Annotated in this window: 19 protein-coding genes; 11 read left to right on the top strand and 8 right to left on the bottom strand. The window is 63.8% G+C overall.

The window, feature by feature from the left end; genetic code table 11:
- Positions 1-91: 91 nt before the first annotated feature.
- Entirely contained in the window at positions 92-919 is an 828-nt protein-coding gene (locus DSM104635_RS07740) for an alpha/beta fold hydrolase (RefSeq protein WP_228445949.1), read from the top strand.
- 102 nt (positions 920-1,021) lie between these two features.
- On the opposite strand, the gene DSM104635_RS07745 is transcribed toward DSM104635_RS07740, so the two are convergent.
- The 4 genes from DSM104635_RS07745 to DSM104635_RS07755 form a co-directional block, all read right to left on the bottom strand.
- Complete coding sequence (locus DSM104635_RS07745) at positions 1,022-1,393, bottom strand: hypothetical protein (RefSeq protein ID WP_158765652.1); 372 nt, start codon at positions 1,391-1,393, stop codon at positions 1,022-1,024.
- 126 nt (positions 1,394-1,519) lie between these two features.
- Positions 1,520-2,800, bottom strand: a complete 1,281-nt coding sequence (pyrC, locus tag DSM104635_RS07750) for a dihydroorotase (RefSeq protein ID WP_158765653.1) — start codon at positions 2,798-2,800, stop codon at positions 1,520-1,522.
- Entirely contained in the window at positions 2,797-2,946 is a 150-nt protein-coding gene (locus DSM104635_RS19785; protein ID WP_187448175.1) for a hypothetical protein, read from the bottom strand. The genes pyrC and DSM104635_RS19785 overlap by 4 nt, the downstream gene beginning before the upstream one ends.
- Positions 2,946-3,938: an aspartate carbamoyltransferase catalytic subunit gene (locus DSM104635_RS07755; RefSeq protein WP_158765654.1), complete on the bottom strand. Its 993-nt coding sequence runs from the start codon at positions 3,936-3,938 to the stop codon at positions 2,946-2,948. Before DSM104635_RS07755 ends, DSM104635_RS19785 begins: the two co-directional genes overlap by 1 nt.
- A gap of 163 nt (positions 3,939-4,101) precedes the next feature.
- Here DSM104635_RS07755 and DSM104635_RS07760 point away from each other — a divergent pair, with 163 nt between their 5' ends.
- Positions 4,102-4,353, top strand: coding sequence for a hypothetical protein (locus tag DSM104635_RS07760; protein WP_158765655.1), 252 nt, complete (start codon positions 4,102-4,104; stop codon positions 4,351-4,353).
- Here the strand turns inward: DSM104635_RS07760 and DSM104635_RS07765 are convergent.
- Both DSM104635_RS07765 and ruvX read right to left on the bottom strand, forming a co-directional pair.
- Positions 4,350-5,267 carry an AEC family transporter gene (locus tag DSM104635_RS07765; RefSeq protein ID WP_158765656.1) on the bottom strand — a complete coding sequence of 306 codons (918 nt, stop codon included), beginning with the start codon at positions 5,265-5,267 and terminating at the stop codon, positions 4,350-4,352. The two genes, DSM104635_RS07760 and DSM104635_RS07765, sit on opposite strands and share 4 nt — an antisense overlap.
- Positions 5,260-5,736 (bottom strand): Holliday junction resolvase RuvX, encoded by a 477-nt coding sequence (ruvX, locus tag DSM104635_RS07770; protein ID WP_158765657.1) that lies wholly within the window; start codon positions 5,734-5,736, stop codon positions 5,260-5,262. The genes DSM104635_RS07765 and ruvX overlap by 8 nt, the downstream gene beginning before the upstream one ends.
- Positions 5,737-5,826: 90 nt before the next feature.
- On the opposite strand from ruvX, the gene gatC reads away from it, so the two are divergent.
- The 7 genes from gatC to DSM104635_RS07800 all read left to right on the top strand — a co-directional run bounded on the left by gatC (position 5,827) and on the right by DSM104635_RS07800 (position 9,626).
- Positions 5,827-6,117 carry an Asp-tRNA(Asn)/Glu-tRNA(Gln) amidotransferase subunit GatC gene (gatC, locus tag DSM104635_RS07775; protein ID WP_158765658.1) on the top strand — a complete coding sequence of 97 codons (291 nt, stop codon included), beginning with the start codon at positions 5,827-5,829 and terminating at the stop codon, positions 6,115-6,117.
- A 2-nt stretch (positions 6,118-6,119) separates the two neighbouring features.
- A complete protein-coding gene (locus tag DSM104635_RS19885) occupies positions 6,120-6,392 on the top strand; it encodes a hypothetical protein (RefSeq protein ID WP_228445951.1) in 273 nt (90 codons plus the stop codon).
- Positions 6,389-6,853, top strand: a complete 465-nt coding sequence (locus tag DSM104635_RS07780; RefSeq protein WP_158765659.1) for a GNAT family N-acetyltransferase — start codon at positions 6,389-6,391, stop codon at positions 6,851-6,853. Before DSM104635_RS19885 ends, DSM104635_RS07780 begins: the two co-directional genes overlap by 4 nt.
- A 4-nt stretch (positions 6,854-6,857) precedes the next feature.
- The gene (gene gatA, locus DSM104635_RS07785) at positions 6,858-8,336 is read left to right on the top strand and encodes an Asp-tRNA(Asn)/Glu-tRNA(Gln) amidotransferase subunit GatA (protein WP_158765660.1); all 1,479 of its coding nucleotides are present in this window, start codon (positions 6,858-6,860) and stop codon (positions 8,334-8,336) included.
- Between the two features lie 124 nt (positions 8,337-8,460).
- The gene (locus DSM104635_RS07790; RefSeq protein ID WP_158765661.1) at positions 8,461-8,742 is read left to right on the top strand and encodes a hypothetical protein; all 282 of its coding nucleotides are present in this window, start codon (positions 8,461-8,463) and stop codon (positions 8,740-8,742) included.
- 70 nt (positions 8,743-8,812) lie between these two features.
- Positions 8,813-9,238 carry a DUF3126 family protein gene (locus tag DSM104635_RS07795; protein ID WP_158765662.1) on the top strand — a complete coding sequence of 142 codons (426 nt, stop codon included), beginning with the start codon at positions 8,813-8,815 and terminating at the stop codon, positions 9,236-9,238.
- A gap of 4 nt (positions 9,239-9,242) precedes the next feature.
- Entirely contained in the window at positions 9,243-9,626 is a 384-nt protein-coding gene (locus DSM104635_RS07800; RefSeq protein ID WP_158765663.1) for a hypothetical protein, read from the top strand.
- Here the strand turns inward: DSM104635_RS07800 and DSM104635_RS07805 are convergent.
- Both DSM104635_RS07805 and DSM104635_RS07810 read right to left on the bottom strand, forming a co-directional pair.
- Entirely contained in the window at positions 9,623-10,315 is a 693-nt protein-coding gene (locus tag DSM104635_RS07805; protein ID WP_158765664.1) for a DUF6058 family natural product biosynthesis protein, read from the bottom strand. The genes DSM104635_RS07800 and DSM104635_RS07805 overlap by 4 nt on opposite strands.
- 154 nt (positions 10,316-10,469) lie before the next feature.
- Positions 10,470-11,237 (bottom strand): PhoH family protein, encoded by a 768-nt coding sequence (locus DSM104635_RS07810; RefSeq protein WP_158765665.1) that lies wholly within the window; start codon positions 11,235-11,237, stop codon positions 10,470-10,472.
- Positions 11,238-11,534: 297 nt separating this feature from the next.
- Between DSM104635_RS07810 and DSM104635_RS07815 the strand changes: the two genes are divergently transcribed.
- Both DSM104635_RS07815 and DSM104635_RS07820 read left to right on the top strand, forming a co-directional pair.
- Positions 11,535-12,077: a gamma carbonic anhydrase family protein gene (locus DSM104635_RS07815; protein WP_158765666.1), complete on the top strand. Its 543-nt coding sequence runs from the start codon at positions 11,535-11,537 to the stop codon at positions 12,075-12,077.
- Between the two features lie 45 nt (positions 12,078-12,122).
- A complete protein-coding gene (locus DSM104635_RS07820) occupies positions 12,123-12,974 on the top strand; it encodes a TonB family protein (RefSeq protein WP_158765667.1) in 852 nt (283 codons plus the stop codon).
- Positions 12,975-13,018: the final 44 nt, after the last annotated feature.

Genomic DNA, 13,018 nt, shown 5'->3' on the forward strand with positions numbered 1-13,018 from the left:
GCGCAGAGACGTTGTTACCGGCGCATCAGCGAGCATCTTCTTGGCGGCCTCGACGTCAGCGTGCAGCACAATTCCTTCGGAGCAACCAGACATGGCGACCTTTCAGACGCGTGACGACGTGACGATTTTCTACAAGGATTGGGGTCCGAAGGCGGGTCCTGCGGTCGTTCTCTGTCACGGCTGGCCGCTGAGCGCCGACAGCTGGGACGGGCAGGCGTTTCATCTTGCCGGCAATGGCTTTCGCGTGATCGCACACGATCGTCGCGGCCATGGTCGTTCGAGTCAGCCGTGGGACGGCAACGACATGAATCACTATGCCGACGATTTGGCGCAGCTGATCGATCATCTGCGTTTAGCCAAGACGTCGATCTTTGGCTTTTCGGCCGGCGGCGGGGAGGTGGCGCGTTTTGTCGGACGTCATGGCACTGCGAAAGTAGAAAAGCTGGCGCTGATTTCCGCCGTGACGCCGTACCTTCTTAGAAGCGCAGACAATCCGAACGGCGCTCCGATGGAGGTGTTCGACGGGCAGCGCGCTGAACAGGTTGCGGACCGCGCGGGGTTTTTCCGCAATGTCGCGAACGGACCGTTCTACGGGTTTAACCGGCCCGGCGCGCGGACATCTCAGGGTGAAGCGGACTCGTGGTGGCGCCAAGCCATGATGTCCGGGCTCAAAAATACATACGATTGCGTTGCAGGATTCTATGAGGACTTCCGTCCGGACGTTCGCGCGTTCGACCGACCCACGCTTGTGATCCACGGCGATGATGATCAGGTCGTTCCGATCGACCTGTCGCTGCGCGCGGTTGAGCGATTGCTGCCGTCAGCTCAGTTCAAAATTTATCCGGGCGCGCCGCATGGTTTGACTTTCACGCATCGTGAGCAGCTGAATGCCGACCTGCTCACGTTCCTGCGAAGCTGACAAAGCAAAAGGGACAACCGCTCAATCCGCTTGCGGATCAGTCAAATTCGGCTTCGACAAAAGATCAAAGACCAGCGACGGCTTCGGACCAAGAGCCGAACGCTAACTCCCGCGGCAGTTCACCGGTGCGGCGCGGCCGACTTCCCATTGCGCGGCGTCGCCGCCGCCGCGGAAGGCGTAGCGGCCGTTGGAATAATATTGGTCGCCGGCGTTGGGCAGCACCATGGATGGGCCGCCGATGATGGCGACGCGGGCTTGGCTGCCGGTCGCTTCGACCATGAGCTGGGTGCCGTCGCTGCAGCGATACGCGATCGGGCCGTTGAGCGGGATCGGCGGCGGCAGGCCGTCGGGGCCTGGATCGCCGGGGCCGGGGCCGGGCGTGCTGCAGGCGGCGAGAGTCAGCAGTGTGATCGCGAGCGCGGCTTTTCTCCACCCATTCCCGGATTGGCGCGAAGCGACAGGTCCGGGACCCATAACCCCAAGCGTTGCGTCATTTCCCGCGCGGTGCCCGGCGCCATTCGTGTTTATGGGTCCCGGGCTCTTCGCCGCGCGAAGCCCCGGGAATGGGTGTGGGGTATTGGAGCGCATGTTCGTGACTCCCTATGCGGCGAAGACGGTTTTGCCGCCGATGAATGTCCGTTTGACGGCGCCCTGCAGCGTTTTTTCGTCGAACGGTGAGTTGTTGGATTTGGAGCGGAGCTTGTCGGAGTCCAGCCGGAACGGCGCGCCGATGTCGATCAGGATGATGTCGGCGGGTGCGCCTTTGGCGAGACGGCCAGCGGGGAGTCGCAGCAATTCGGCGGGGCGCTGAGTCATGGCGCGGATGAGTGTGTTGAGTTGGACGTCGCCGTTGTGGTGCAGTGTGAGTGCGGCGGCCAGCAGCGTTTCGAGACCGACGGCGCCGAACGCGGCCTCTTCGAACGGTAGGCGTTTGTCTTCGGCTTGCTGTGGGTCGTGGCCGGAGACGATGACGTCGATCAGTCCGTCGCTGACGGCGCCGACGAGCGCTTTGCGATCATCTTCGCTGCGCAGTGGCGGCGAGAGCTTTGCGAAGGTGCGATAGCCGTCGACGTCTTGTTCGTTGAGGACGAGGTGATGGACGTTGACGCTGGCGAATGCCTTCACGCCTTTCTGCTTGGCGCGTTTTAGCGCGGGCAACGTTTGCGCTGACGAGAGCATATCGAGCAGCAGCTTGCCGCCGGTGAGTTCGGCCAGCAGCAGATCGCGCTCGGCCATGATGGCTTCGGCGGCGGCGGGGATGCCGGGCAGGCCGAGACGCGCGGCGAGTTCGCCTTCGTGCATGACGCCGCCTTCGGCGAGGTACGGGTCTTGTGGGCGGTGCGCGATGAGGGCGTCGAATGAGGTGGCATACGAGAGCGCGCGGCGGAGCACGCGGGACGACACGATGGGCTTGTCGCCGTTGGTGAAGTAGGCGGCGCCGGCTTCGGCCATCAGGCCGATCTCTGTCATCAACTCGCCGTCGAGGTGCTTGGTGAGCGCGGCCGCAGGCAGGATGTGCACGCCGCCGGAGCGATCGACACCACGGCGCAGCACGAAGTCGATCAAGCTTTGGTCGTCGAGCACCGGTTCGGTGTTGGGCATCATCACCATGGTGGTGACGCCGCCCGCCGCCGCGGCGCGGCCGGCTGATTTGAACGTCTCTTTATGCTCGGCGCCCGGTTCGCCGATGGTGACGCGCATGTCGATCAGGCCGGGCGCGACGTGATTGCCGCCGGCGTCGATGATCTCGGCGCCGTCGGGCGCGCTTGTGATGGCGCCGACGTCGAGGATCTTATCGTCGAACAGGATCGCGCCGTCTTCGACCTTGTTCTTCGCAGGGTCGATCAGCTTGGCGTTGGTGATGAGAGTTGGTCGCGTCATTTGCCCTTCGCTACGACGGAGAGCGTTGTTGAGAACGCGATGGCGATGATGAAGGGCACCCAGATCGGCAGGTGGCCGAGGCCGGGCGTTTCGAGCGCGGCGGCGAGGTGATCGTCAACGGCCCACCAGAGCAGGAACATCCACATTAGCGCGCCTCCTCGTTGGCGCCGCTTTCGGCGAGGGCTTCGAGCACCGCCATGCGCACCGCGACACCCATGCGCACTTGGGTTTCGATGAGCGAGACGTTTGGGTTGTCGGCAACGGTGCTGTCGATCTCGACGCCGCGGTTCATCGGCCCGGGGTGCATCACCAGCGCGCCGGGCTTGGCGAACTTTAGCTTTTCTTCGTCGAGGCCGTAGAACCAGAAGAACTCGCGCGCGCTCGGGAAGAAGCCGCCAGTCATGCGCTCGCGCTGGACGCGGAGCATCATGACGACGTCGGCGTCCTTTAGGCCGTCGCGCATGTTGTGGAACACTTCCGCGCCCCAGCGGTCGGCGCCGATGGGCATCAGTGTCGGCGGGCCGACGAGACGCACGCGCGCGCCTAGTATGTTCAAGAGCGCCACATTGGAGCGGGCGACGCGGGAGTGCAGCACGTCGCCGCAGATGGCGATGGTCAGGCCTTCGATGTTGCCTAGGCGGTCGCGGATGGTGAAGGCGTCGAGTAGCGCTTGGGTTGGATGCTCGTGCTTACCGTCGCCGGCGTTGACGACCGCGCAGTCGACTTTGCGCGAGAGCAATTCGACGGCGCCGGAGGAGCCGTGGCGCACTACGAGCAGATCGGGGCGCATGGCGTTTAGCGTTGCGGCGGTGTCGATCAGCGTTTCGCCCTTCGCCACCGACGAACTCTTAACGCTCATGTTGACGACGTCGGCGCCCATGCGCTTGCCGGCCAACTCGAACGAGCTCTGTGTTCTTGTGGAATTCTCGAAGAAAAGATTGATCAGCGTTCGACCACGCAAGGTGTCGAGCTTCTTGACCTTCTTTTCGCTCAGCTCGGCGAAGGCCTCGGCGCGATCGAGTAGAGACTCGACCTCGAAACGATCGAGGTCAGCGATGGCCAGTAGGTGCTTGTGGCGGAAACGAACGGGACTGGAGCGCGCTTCGGATTTCTTCACGCCAGTCGGTCGCTGAGCCATGCGCGCTTGTTAGGCCGCATGCCCGCTTCGCCGCAAGGTGGCGTCACGGAGCTGGGGAGAAATCGTTTCAGCCACCTTGTCGCCGCAGACTCGGTGCTGTACTTGTTTTGTTCTAACGGGGAACAGGGCGGGTTTGGGCTGAACATGAAAGCTGCGGTCCAAGATGACGAAGCACTTGAAGCGCGAAGACCAAGCGTTGCCGTTGAAGCCTGTGGGCTTGGCGTTGGCGGCTGTGGTCGCCGGTCTCGGCGCGGGTAAGGCGCAGGCGGTCGAAGCGCGTCCGCACGCGCCGCTTGAGCCGGCGTCGCAGGGCAACAGCTATTTCGTCGATCCGACCAATCATGCTGGGTTTGAGGAAGACGCCGACATGGTCGTGGGCGCGAGCACGCCGGTCGCGCCGTTCGGCAAGCGCTAGCGCAGCGCAAGCGTAATCGCGATCGGCATGGTGATGAACGAGAGGATCGTGGTCGCCGTGATGATGGCGGCCATCAGACGCGCGTCGCCGCCCATTTCGCGTGCGAAGGTATAGGCGGCCGCCGCTGTCGGCGTGGAGGCGATGCCGACGGCGACGGCGGTCGGCAATTGCGCGACACCCAGCAGCGAACACGCGCTCCAGACCAGAATCGGCGCCAAGATCAGACGCATCGAAGAGGCGACAGCCACCTTCGCGCCAGCGCCGCGCAGGGCTTTGAAATCGAGCCCCGCCCCGACGCACATCAGCGCAACCGGCATCGCAGCGCCGCCAAGCAGGCGCAGGGCGTCTGTCACGGGGCCAAGGTCGCGCAATCCGGCGAAGTTGGCCGCGAGCCCGAACGCGCAGCCAAGGATCAGCGGATTGACCACGATCTGATCCAGCACGGCGCGCATCGAGGTGGCGCGCGCAGAGCCCCAGCGCGACAGCACGATGACGCAGATGATGTTGAGCGTCAGCACCAGCGGGCCGAAGGCGAGGCCAATCAGCTCCGGCCCGCGCTCGCCATAGAGGCTCGCCGCTGCAGCCAGTAGCGCAAAGCCATTCCAGCGCACGCTGCCTTGAAAGACGCTGGTGTAGGCGGCGTCCTCACCGCGAAACACTAAGCGCAGCGAAAGTGCGACCAACACGAGCGCCAGAAAGCCGCCGAGCACGGCAAGCAAAAACGGCCCCGCGTCGCCGCTAGCGAAGTTCGCGCCGGAGATCAGCGTGAACAGGAACGACGGATAGAGAATGAAATACCCGAAGCGGTTCACCATGCCGAACTGCTCGGCCGTCGCGATATTTGTGGCGCGCGCCGTGTAGCCCAGCGCAATCAGGATGAACGTCGGCAGGAGCGCGCTGAAGACCTCAGCCATCGAGCCGCCGCTCCTGCATCGCGTCGAGCGCGCCTTGCAGCATGTAGCTGGCCGCCACTTTGTCGACGACCTCGCCGCGCCGTTTCCGCGAGGCATCGCCTTCGATCAAGGTGCGCGTCACGGCGGCGGTGGAGAGCCGCTCGTCCCACATCAGCAGTGGGACATCGCGCTTGGCGAGCAGGTTGCGACCGAAGGCGCGGGCAGATTGCGCGGCTGGTCCTGTCGAGCCGTCCATGTTCAAAGGAAGTCCGATGACGAAGCCGGCGCATTGGCGCCCGTCATAAAGCTTCAGCAGCGCGTCGACGTCAGTGGCGGACTTTACGCGGATCACTGTGTCTAGCGGCGACGCGATCAGGCGCGTTAGATCGCTGATCGCGACCCCGATCCGCTTCTCGCCGGGGTCGATGCCCAGAATGGCGGCGCGCGCTGGTAGGGCGGCGGCAAAATCGGGAAGTTCGAGCAGGGCCAAGCGGCGGATGTGCGCGCGAAGCAGGCAAGGCGTCAATCTAGCACGCGCGGTCCTTGAAAGCCCGGGCAGGCGCCTTTAAGCCCCGCTTCCATGTCGATCGATGAAAAAACTGTCCGCAAGGTGGCCAAGCTCGCGCGCCTGGCGCTGCCCGAGGAGCGCGTCGCGCCCATGGCCAAGGAGCTCAACGGCATCATGGCCTGGATCGAGCAGCTCAACGAGGTCGATGTCGAAGGCGTCGAGCCAATGACGAGCGCGGTCGAAGGCTTGAGCCTGCCGATGCGCGACGATGTCGTCACCGCGGGCGACGATCCGGGCAAGGTGTTGAAGAACGCGCCGAAGAGCGAAGACGGATTCTTCGTGGTGCCGAAGGTGGTGGAGTAGCCGTGACAGGCTCCGATCTGATGACGATTGGGTTCGTCGCGCTGCTGACTATGGCAGTCGCGGTGGCGAGCTATGTCGTTATGAGCGTCGCGCAGAAACTCTTGCGAGCACCTTCATGGCGTTGGCTGCCGTTGATCATTTCCCTTCTCGTCACAACGATTGTGTTCTGGGGCCCATGGGGGCTTCTGAATCCAAAAATGATTCTCGTTACCGGCGTGGGGCACCTGTTGGCTTTCGCCTCTCGAGCAATGCTTACGAAGCGAGCGTCATCGTGAGCTTCACCATCGCCACCGAAACAGCGTTGTCGGACGACGTGCGCGCGCTGGTGAAACAGCTGAACGAGTTTACGTTCGAGCTGACGCCGGCCGAGTATCGCCATCACATGACGGTCGAGCAGATGGCGCAGGACGATACGACTTTGTTTGTGGCGCGTGATGCGAGTGGCGCGCCGCTGGGCATGGGCTGCATACGGCGTCACGAGAATGGCGTTGGCGAAGTGAAGCGCATGTTCGTGAAACCGGAGGCGCGTGGGCTTGGTGTTGGCGGCGCGATCCTGGCGCGGATCGAGGATCTCGCACGACAGGAAGGCTTGAGCCAAATCGTGCTGGAGACTGGCTCCAACTTTGACGCCGCCAAGCGTGTTTATGAGCGCGGTGGCTTTCAACCCTGCGAGCCCGTTCTCAATTATCCGCCGAGCGCCTGGACGGCGTTCTACGCAAAACCTTTGAGTGCCTGAATTTATGACCAACCTCACCACCCTGACTTTGGCCGAAGCGCTCGACGGCATGGAGAAGAAATCCTTCTCCTCGCTCGAGATCACCAACGCGTTCATCGACGCGATCGATAAGGCCAATCCGCATCTCAACGCCTATGTCGTCACTACGCCGGAGCTGGCGCGGGAACGCGCGAAGCAGAGCGACGCCAAGCGCGCGCAAGGCAAAGCTGGCGCGCTTGAGGGCGCGCCGCTTGGGATCAAGGATCTGTTCTGCACCGAGGGCGTGCGCACGACGGCGGCGTCCGGCGTGCTTGGCGAGTTCACGCCGACGTATGAGAGCACTGTCAGCGGCAATCTGTTCCGCGATGGCGCGCTGATGTTGGGCAAGCTCAACATGGACGAGTTCGCGATGGGCTCGTCGAACGAGACCTCGCACTTTGGGCCGGTGGTGTCGCCTTGGCGGCGCGGCAACGAGGATTCCAAGCTTACGCCGGGCGGCTCGTCCGGCGGCAGCGCGTCGGCGGTTGCGGCTGATCTTTGCCTAGGCGCCACGGCGACGGACACTGGCGGCTCGATCCGCCAGCCCGCTGCCTTCACAGGCACCGTCGGTATCAAGCCGACGTATGGCCGCTGCTCGCGTTGGGGCATTGTCGCGTTTGCGTCGTCGCTGGATCAGGCGGGGCCGATTGCGAAGACGGTCGAGGACGCGGCGATGCTGCTGCAATCGATGGCCGGTCACGATCCGAAGGATTCGACGTCGCTGCCGAATGCGTTGCCGGATTTCCGGGCGGCGACGCAGCGTTCCATCAAGGGCATGACGATCGGCGTGCCGGAAGAGTATCGCGTCGACGGCATGCCGCAGGAGATTGAGGATCTTTGGCAGCAAGGCATCGCCTGGGCCAAGGATGCTGGCGCGACGATCAAGCCGATTTCGCTGAAGCACACCAAATACGCGCTGCCGGCGTACTACATCGTGGCGCCAGCCGAAGCGTCATCAAACCTCGCGCGCTATGACGGCATGCGTTATGGCGCGCGCGTCAGCGGCAAGGATTTGAACGCGACGTACGAGAACACGCGCGCGTCTGGCTTCGGCGCCGAAGTGCAGCGCCGGATCTTGATCGGCACCTACGTGCTGAGCGCGGGCTATTACGACGCATATTACCTGCGCGCCCAGAAAGTCCGCCAACGCATCGCGCAGGATTTTCGTGATGCGTTCGGTAGCGTTGACGCGATCCTCACGCCGGCGACGCCGTCTGCGGCGTTTGCGCTTGGCGAAAAGGGCGACGATCCGGTGGCGATGTATTTGAACGACATCTTCACGGTCACTGCCAACCTCGCCGGCCTGCCGGCGCTCGCGCTGCCCGCTGCGGTGGACAAGCAGGGGCTGCCGCTGGGTCTGCAGGTGATCGGCAAGGCGCTGGACGAAGAGAGCGTCTTCGCGGTCAGCGCGGCGCTGGAGAAAGCCGCGGGCTTCCGCGCCAAGGCCGCGAAATGGTGGCTCTGAAATGAACCGCCCGTCGCCCGCGCGCATTTTGGCGCGGCGGGCGCATGCGCGCATTCGTTACGCTAAGCCAACGGTGCAAGCATCGGCGCGACGTGTGGCGCCGAATCCCGCTAACATTGCGCCCATGAGCAAGCGCAAAGCCTCCGCGTCCAAGCCGCAACGCCGTCCGCGCGGCGAGATCGACCGCAACTATTTCTACGGCGACGTGCTGATCAAAACCGGGGTCGCCGTCGGCGTCGCACTCGGCCTGATCGCGCTCTACACGCCGTTCACGCTGATGGGCGCGATCAATGACGGCATGTACGATTACCTGGCGGTGATGGGGACGTTCGGTGTCATCGGCATCGTGGCGTTTTTCGCCGGCCGGCACCTTCGGCGCGAAGCCACCCACTGGGACTTCGACTAAACTTCACCAGTGGGCGCCTTGACCTCGCCCGCCCAAGAGCCGAGTTTCCGCCGACGAACGGGAGCCGGTCTTGAACGCAGCAGAATGCACACGCCTTGGCGCTTATCTCAGCAAATTGCTGGGTTCGCCCACTGTGTCGGTGGTGTCGAAGAGCGCTGAAGAAGCCAACGTCCTGGTCGATGGCAAGAACATAGCCACGCTGATCCGTGACGAGGACGAAGGCGAGTTGAGCTACGCGCTCAGCCTCGCTGTTCGCCCCGCGCCGGGCGTCAAGAAGAATGCGCCGATCGACGACGCCGAACGCGCGCGCTTGCAAACCGAATTGCGCACGGTGCTGCATGCTGCCGATCTCGACGTGCGCGCCCGTCCGCGGAAGACCGATAGCGCCGAGGTTTATGTGCACGACGAATTCGTCGGCACTGTCTCGGTGGATGAGGATGATGGCCAGGTGCTGACCATGAGCATCCTCGACATCGATCTCGACGGCGAAGAGTAACGCCATGGCGGACGATTTAGTCCGCCTCCTTTCCTACATGCTGGCGTCGACGGTGGTGCTGGCGGTAGTCATCGTTTTTGTCGGCGGTTTGCGCGGTGGACGCGCGCCGGGGTGGCCTGCGGCTCCCGGCGTTGCGCTGCTGATTTCGGTGGTCGGGATATTGTTTGGCAAGTACGGCGAGAATTTCGACTTGCCTTGGTGGATCTATTACACCGTGCCGATGCTCGCGACGGTGCTCATCCCGCCGCTCGCGTTTCGCTTCAATCTTTGGCGTGCGGCGCTCTACGTACTGCTTGCCGTTGCAACAGCGCCCTTGATCCACGCTGCGTTCTTTTATGCGCTCGGCTGGGGCGACTTCATGCCGTTCCTTGCGCTGCCGGCGCTCTAGACGGCGTAACGTTCGCGCATCGCGTCGATATATAGCCCCGGCGTCCCGTGTGGGCGTTCAAAGGGCGCGAATGAAAGCATCACCGCGTCGAGGCTTTCGATCGCATCCTGCAACGCCAAGCGCTCTGCCGCTGAGAGCGTGTCGCGCGTCCCGTCCGCTGTGATCGTGCCGATCCGCGCCCGCTCCAGGTCTTTGGTGACGACGTGGTAGCCATTCCAACGGCGCAGGCACACCGCCCAGCCACCATTCATCCAATCTGCGTTCAGAGACTGCACCTCCGCAGCCAGCGCATCGCGATCCACTGCGCCGTCCGTTGTAAAGAGGCGCGCCCATCCGTGCACACGCGCGTCCGGTGCTTGCGCTAGGAGCGCCGCCTCGAAGCTCTCGCCGAACCAAGTGCGCAGCGCATCTGCATCAAGTAAGGCCGCGCGGCGCAGCCATGCGATGACGGCTGGTGCGTAGAAGGCGCGTCCGCCTTGCTGCGGCGGTTCTCCCAATTCCCGGATGGCGCTGCGGATGGCGCCGTCAAACAGTGTGTAGGTTGCGGCAGGCATGCCGCCAGCTTCTTCAAGCCCCTGCAGCGTCGCCTCATCCACGCCGCTCGCCGCGGCCAGCAGCTCGCGCGGCGTGCAGGTGGATTCGACGTAGGCGCGGGAGCGCTCGAAGAGATCACGATCGGCATCAAACATGGTCGCACGCTAGCACCAGGCCCGCGCGTGATGTTTCGATCCCGGTCGAACCGATCAAGAAAAACCCCGGCCTCTTGAGGCCGGGGTGAAGGTCGTTCGTTAAATCCAACTCAATTCAACGCGATCTCCAGAGGAAACAGCGTGGCGCGGGCGCTTACAAGACGCCCAGCATGGCGGCGACCAGGGGATGGCGGACGATGTCTGAATCGGTGAGGCGGCAGACCGCGATGTTGCCGATGTTCTCCAGCTTGTCGGCGACCGAAGCCAAACCGGAGAGATCCGGCAGCAAGTCGGTCTGGGCCGGGTCGCCGGTGACGACCATGGTGGAATTCCACCCAAGGCGCGTCAGCAGCATCTTGATCTGCCCGTATGTGCAGTTCTGCGCTTCGTCGATCACCACGAACGCGTTGTTGAGCGTACGTCCGCGCATGAAGCCAACCGGCGCGATTTCGATCAGCCCTTCCGCCATCAGCGCCTTCAGGCGCTTCGGCGAAAGCCGTTCCTGCAGCGCGTCGTAGAGCGGGCGAAGGTAAGGGGCGAGTTTGTCTTCCATGGCGCCTGGCAGGAAGCCCAGCGTTTCACCCGCTTCAACCGCGGGCCGCGACAACACGATGCGGCCGACTTTGCCGCCTTCGAGCGCTTCGACCGCCTTGGCGATGGCGAGATAGGTTTTCCCGGTGCCCGCCGGGCCAAGCGCCAGGCAAAGGGCGTGCGTGTCGATCGCCTCCATCAGGGCAGTTTGCCCTTTGGATTTGGCGCGGACGGTTTTGACGAAGCTCGTATCGCGTGCGGCGGCGTCATTGGCCGGTTTGTAGCCGCCATCGAGCACCTGCAGATTGCGCTGCCGACGGTCATCACGCTGAAATTCCTGAACGTTGAGCACGCCTTGTGCATGCCGACGCTTGGTGGTGCGCTTCGCCATTAAGGTCTCCTTCCGGGAGCGGTGATTGCCCGCGCGGCTTCTGCCGGGCGGGTGTTCGAAGAATTGATCCAAGGAGTCGTCGAGGGGAACGCCGGGCGGCGGTATGTCGAGTGCGCTGATCTTGCGCCGTGCGCCCACATTCTCCCCCAGATGCGAACGCTGGCTACCAGCGCTCTGGAGACGGGTGGATCAGAAAAGCCCTGATCCGATGGGTTACAGGAGACGCTACATCGGTTAACGACGCGTTGAGGAAGCGGAACGTCTCAAATATTTCGCACAAGCTCGGGAGCCGAAACGATGCCGATATTTGCCCTGGCTGATGCCGACCTCGAGGTCGAGGACGAGGACGAGGACGCCTACTGGGTCGCGCCGACCGCGGTGCTGATTGGCCGGATCGTTCTGAAGCGGAACGCGTCGGTGTGGTTCGGCGCCGTGTTGCGCGGCGACAATGAACCGATCGTGGTGGGCGAAAATTCCAACGTGCAGGACGGCAGCGTACTCCACACCGACATGGGTGCGCCGCTGACGATCGGGCGCGACGTCACCATTGGCCATCAGGTGATGCTGCACGGCTGCACCATTGGCGACACCTCGCTCATCGGCATCAAGGCGACGGTGTTGAACCACGCGGTCGTCCCCCGTCACTGCCTTGTCGGCGCGCATGCGCTGGTGACGGAGCGCAAGACGTTCGAGGAAAACTCGCTCGTCACGGGCGCGCCCGCGCGGGCCATTCGAACATTGGACGAACCGCAACGGCAGATGTTTCAGTTCTCGGCCGCGCACTACGTTGAGAACTGGAAGCGCTACAAGCGGGACTTGAAACCCAGCCGGCTCGCCTAACCAGCGCCTTCACATGGCCATCCTGCAAGCCTAGCTTACCGCCACATGACCGACGTGCCAGAACCACCATCGGGGCCGCCGCCAGAGCCGCCGCCGCAAGCCGCGCCTGAACCGGCGCCAGCGCCGGCGTCGCCGCAACAGCGTCCGCCTTGGCTGCCGATCGCGATCGGCGTCGCGGCCGCTCTCGTTCTTGGTCTCGGATTTTTGGCGTATCGCAGCATGAGCGGCGGCGCCGTCGAGGACGCCTACACCGTCGAAGCCTATGCGCCGCAAACCGAACTCGTCACCGCAAGCGAGCGCGTGGCGGGATACGAAGCGCCTGACGCTGCAAGCCCGCAGGCGGTGGCCTTCGGCGCTGGTGTTACGTTGAACGTCACTGGCCGGGTGTCGCGTGGATTGGGCGGTGATTGGTACGCTGTTGGATGGAATGAACGCACTGTCTTTGTGCGCCAGTCTGATGCCGTCGCGGGCGCAGGCGCGCCGCCGCCTGTCGCTGAGCGTGAGGAAGAGCCGGAAGAAGAGGTCAAGGAAGACGACAAACCAGATCCGCTCGAAGAGCCTGAAGAAGAACAGGTTGCCGAGGGCCCCGCGCCGACATGGGGTCTCGAGATTTCGGACGTGAGCTGGGTGCGCGAGCCAAGCTCGCGCGACTTCGCGCGGTATTTCCCGCGCCGCGCATTGGATCAAGGTCAGTCCGGCCGTGTGACGCTTGACTGCGTCATTGCCGGCAATGGCCGTCTTGATTGCTCCGTGGCGCAGGAAAGTCCGTCCGGTTACGGCTTCGGTGATGCAGCGCTCAGCATTTCGCGCAATGCTCGGGTGCGGCCGACCTTGCCGGACGGTTCGTCGGGTGCCGGTCGGCATCTTCGCTTGCCGCTTTCGTTCCGCGCAGGCTGACGCGCGAAGTTCCGGCGCGGAACGAAACCGCGCGCCGCCGATTG

Source organism: Terricaulis silvestris, assembly GCF_009792355.1.
Lineage (GTDB): Bacteria > Pseudomonadota > Alphaproteobacteria > Caulobacterales > Aquidulcibacteraceae > Vitreimonas > Vitreimonas silvestris.

What these genes read in the sequence shown, in the direction of transcription:
- DSM104635_RS07740 (WP_228445949.1), top strand. Translation starts at nt 92, where the DNA reads ATGGCGACCTTTCAGACGCGTGACGACGTGACGATTTTCTACAAGGAT.
- DSM104635_RS07745 (WP_158765652.1), bottom strand. Translation starts at nt 1,393, where the DNA reads ATGGGTCCCGGACCTGTCGCTTCGCGCCAATCCGGGAATGGGTGGAGA.
- pyrC (WP_158765653.1), bottom strand. Translation starts at nt 2,800, where the DNA reads ATGACGCGACCAACTCTCATCACCAACGCCAAGCTGATCGACCCTGCG.
- DSM104635_RS19785 (WP_187448175.1), bottom strand. Translation starts at nt 2,946, where the DNA reads ATGTGGATGTTCCTGCTCTGGTGGGCCGTTGACGATCACCTCGCCGCC.
- DSM104635_RS07755 (WP_158765654.1), bottom strand. Translation starts at nt 3,938, where the DNA reads ATGGCTCAGCGACCGACTGGCGTGAAGAAATCCGAAGCGCGCTCCAGT.
- DSM104635_RS07760 (WP_158765655.1), top strand. Translation starts at nt 4,102, where the DNA reads ATGACGAAGCACTTGAAGCGCGAAGACCAAGCGTTGCCGTTGAAGCCT.
- DSM104635_RS07765 (WP_158765656.1), bottom strand. Translation starts at nt 5,267, where the DNA reads ATGGCTGAGGTCTTCAGCGCGCTCCTGCCGACGTTCATCCTGATTGCG.
- gatC (WP_158765658.1), top strand. Translation starts at nt 5,827, where the DNA reads ATGTCGATCGATGAAAAAACTGTCCGCAAGGTGGCCAAGCTCGCGCGC.
- gatA (WP_158765660.1), top strand. Translation starts at nt 6,858, where the DNA reads ATGACCAACCTCACCACCCTGACTTTGGCCGAAGCGCTCGACGGCATG.
- DSM104635_RS07790 (WP_158765661.1), top strand. Translation starts at nt 8,461, where the DNA reads ATGAGCAAGCGCAAAGCCTCCGCGTCCAAGCCGCAACGCCGTCCGCGC.
- DSM104635_RS07800 (WP_158765663.1), top strand. Translation starts at nt 9,243, where the DNA reads ATGGCGGACGATTTAGTCCGCCTCCTTTCCTACATGCTGGCGTCGACG.
- DSM104635_RS07805 (WP_158765664.1), bottom strand. Translation starts at nt 10,315, where the DNA reads ATGTTTGATGCCGATCGTGATCTCTTCGAGCGCTCCCGCGCCTACGTC.
- DSM104635_RS07810 (WP_158765665.1), bottom strand. Translation starts at nt 11,237, where the DNA reads ATGGCGAAGCGCACCACCAAGCGTCGGCATGCACAAGGCGTGCTCAAC.
- DSM104635_RS07815 (WP_158765666.1), top strand. Translation starts at nt 11,535, where the DNA reads ATGCCGATATTTGCCCTGGCTGATGCCGACCTCGAGGTCGAGGACGAG.
- DSM104635_RS07820 (WP_158765667.1), top strand. Translation starts at nt 12,123, where the DNA reads ATGACCGACGTGCCAGAACCACCATCGGGGCCGCCGCCAGAGCCGCCG.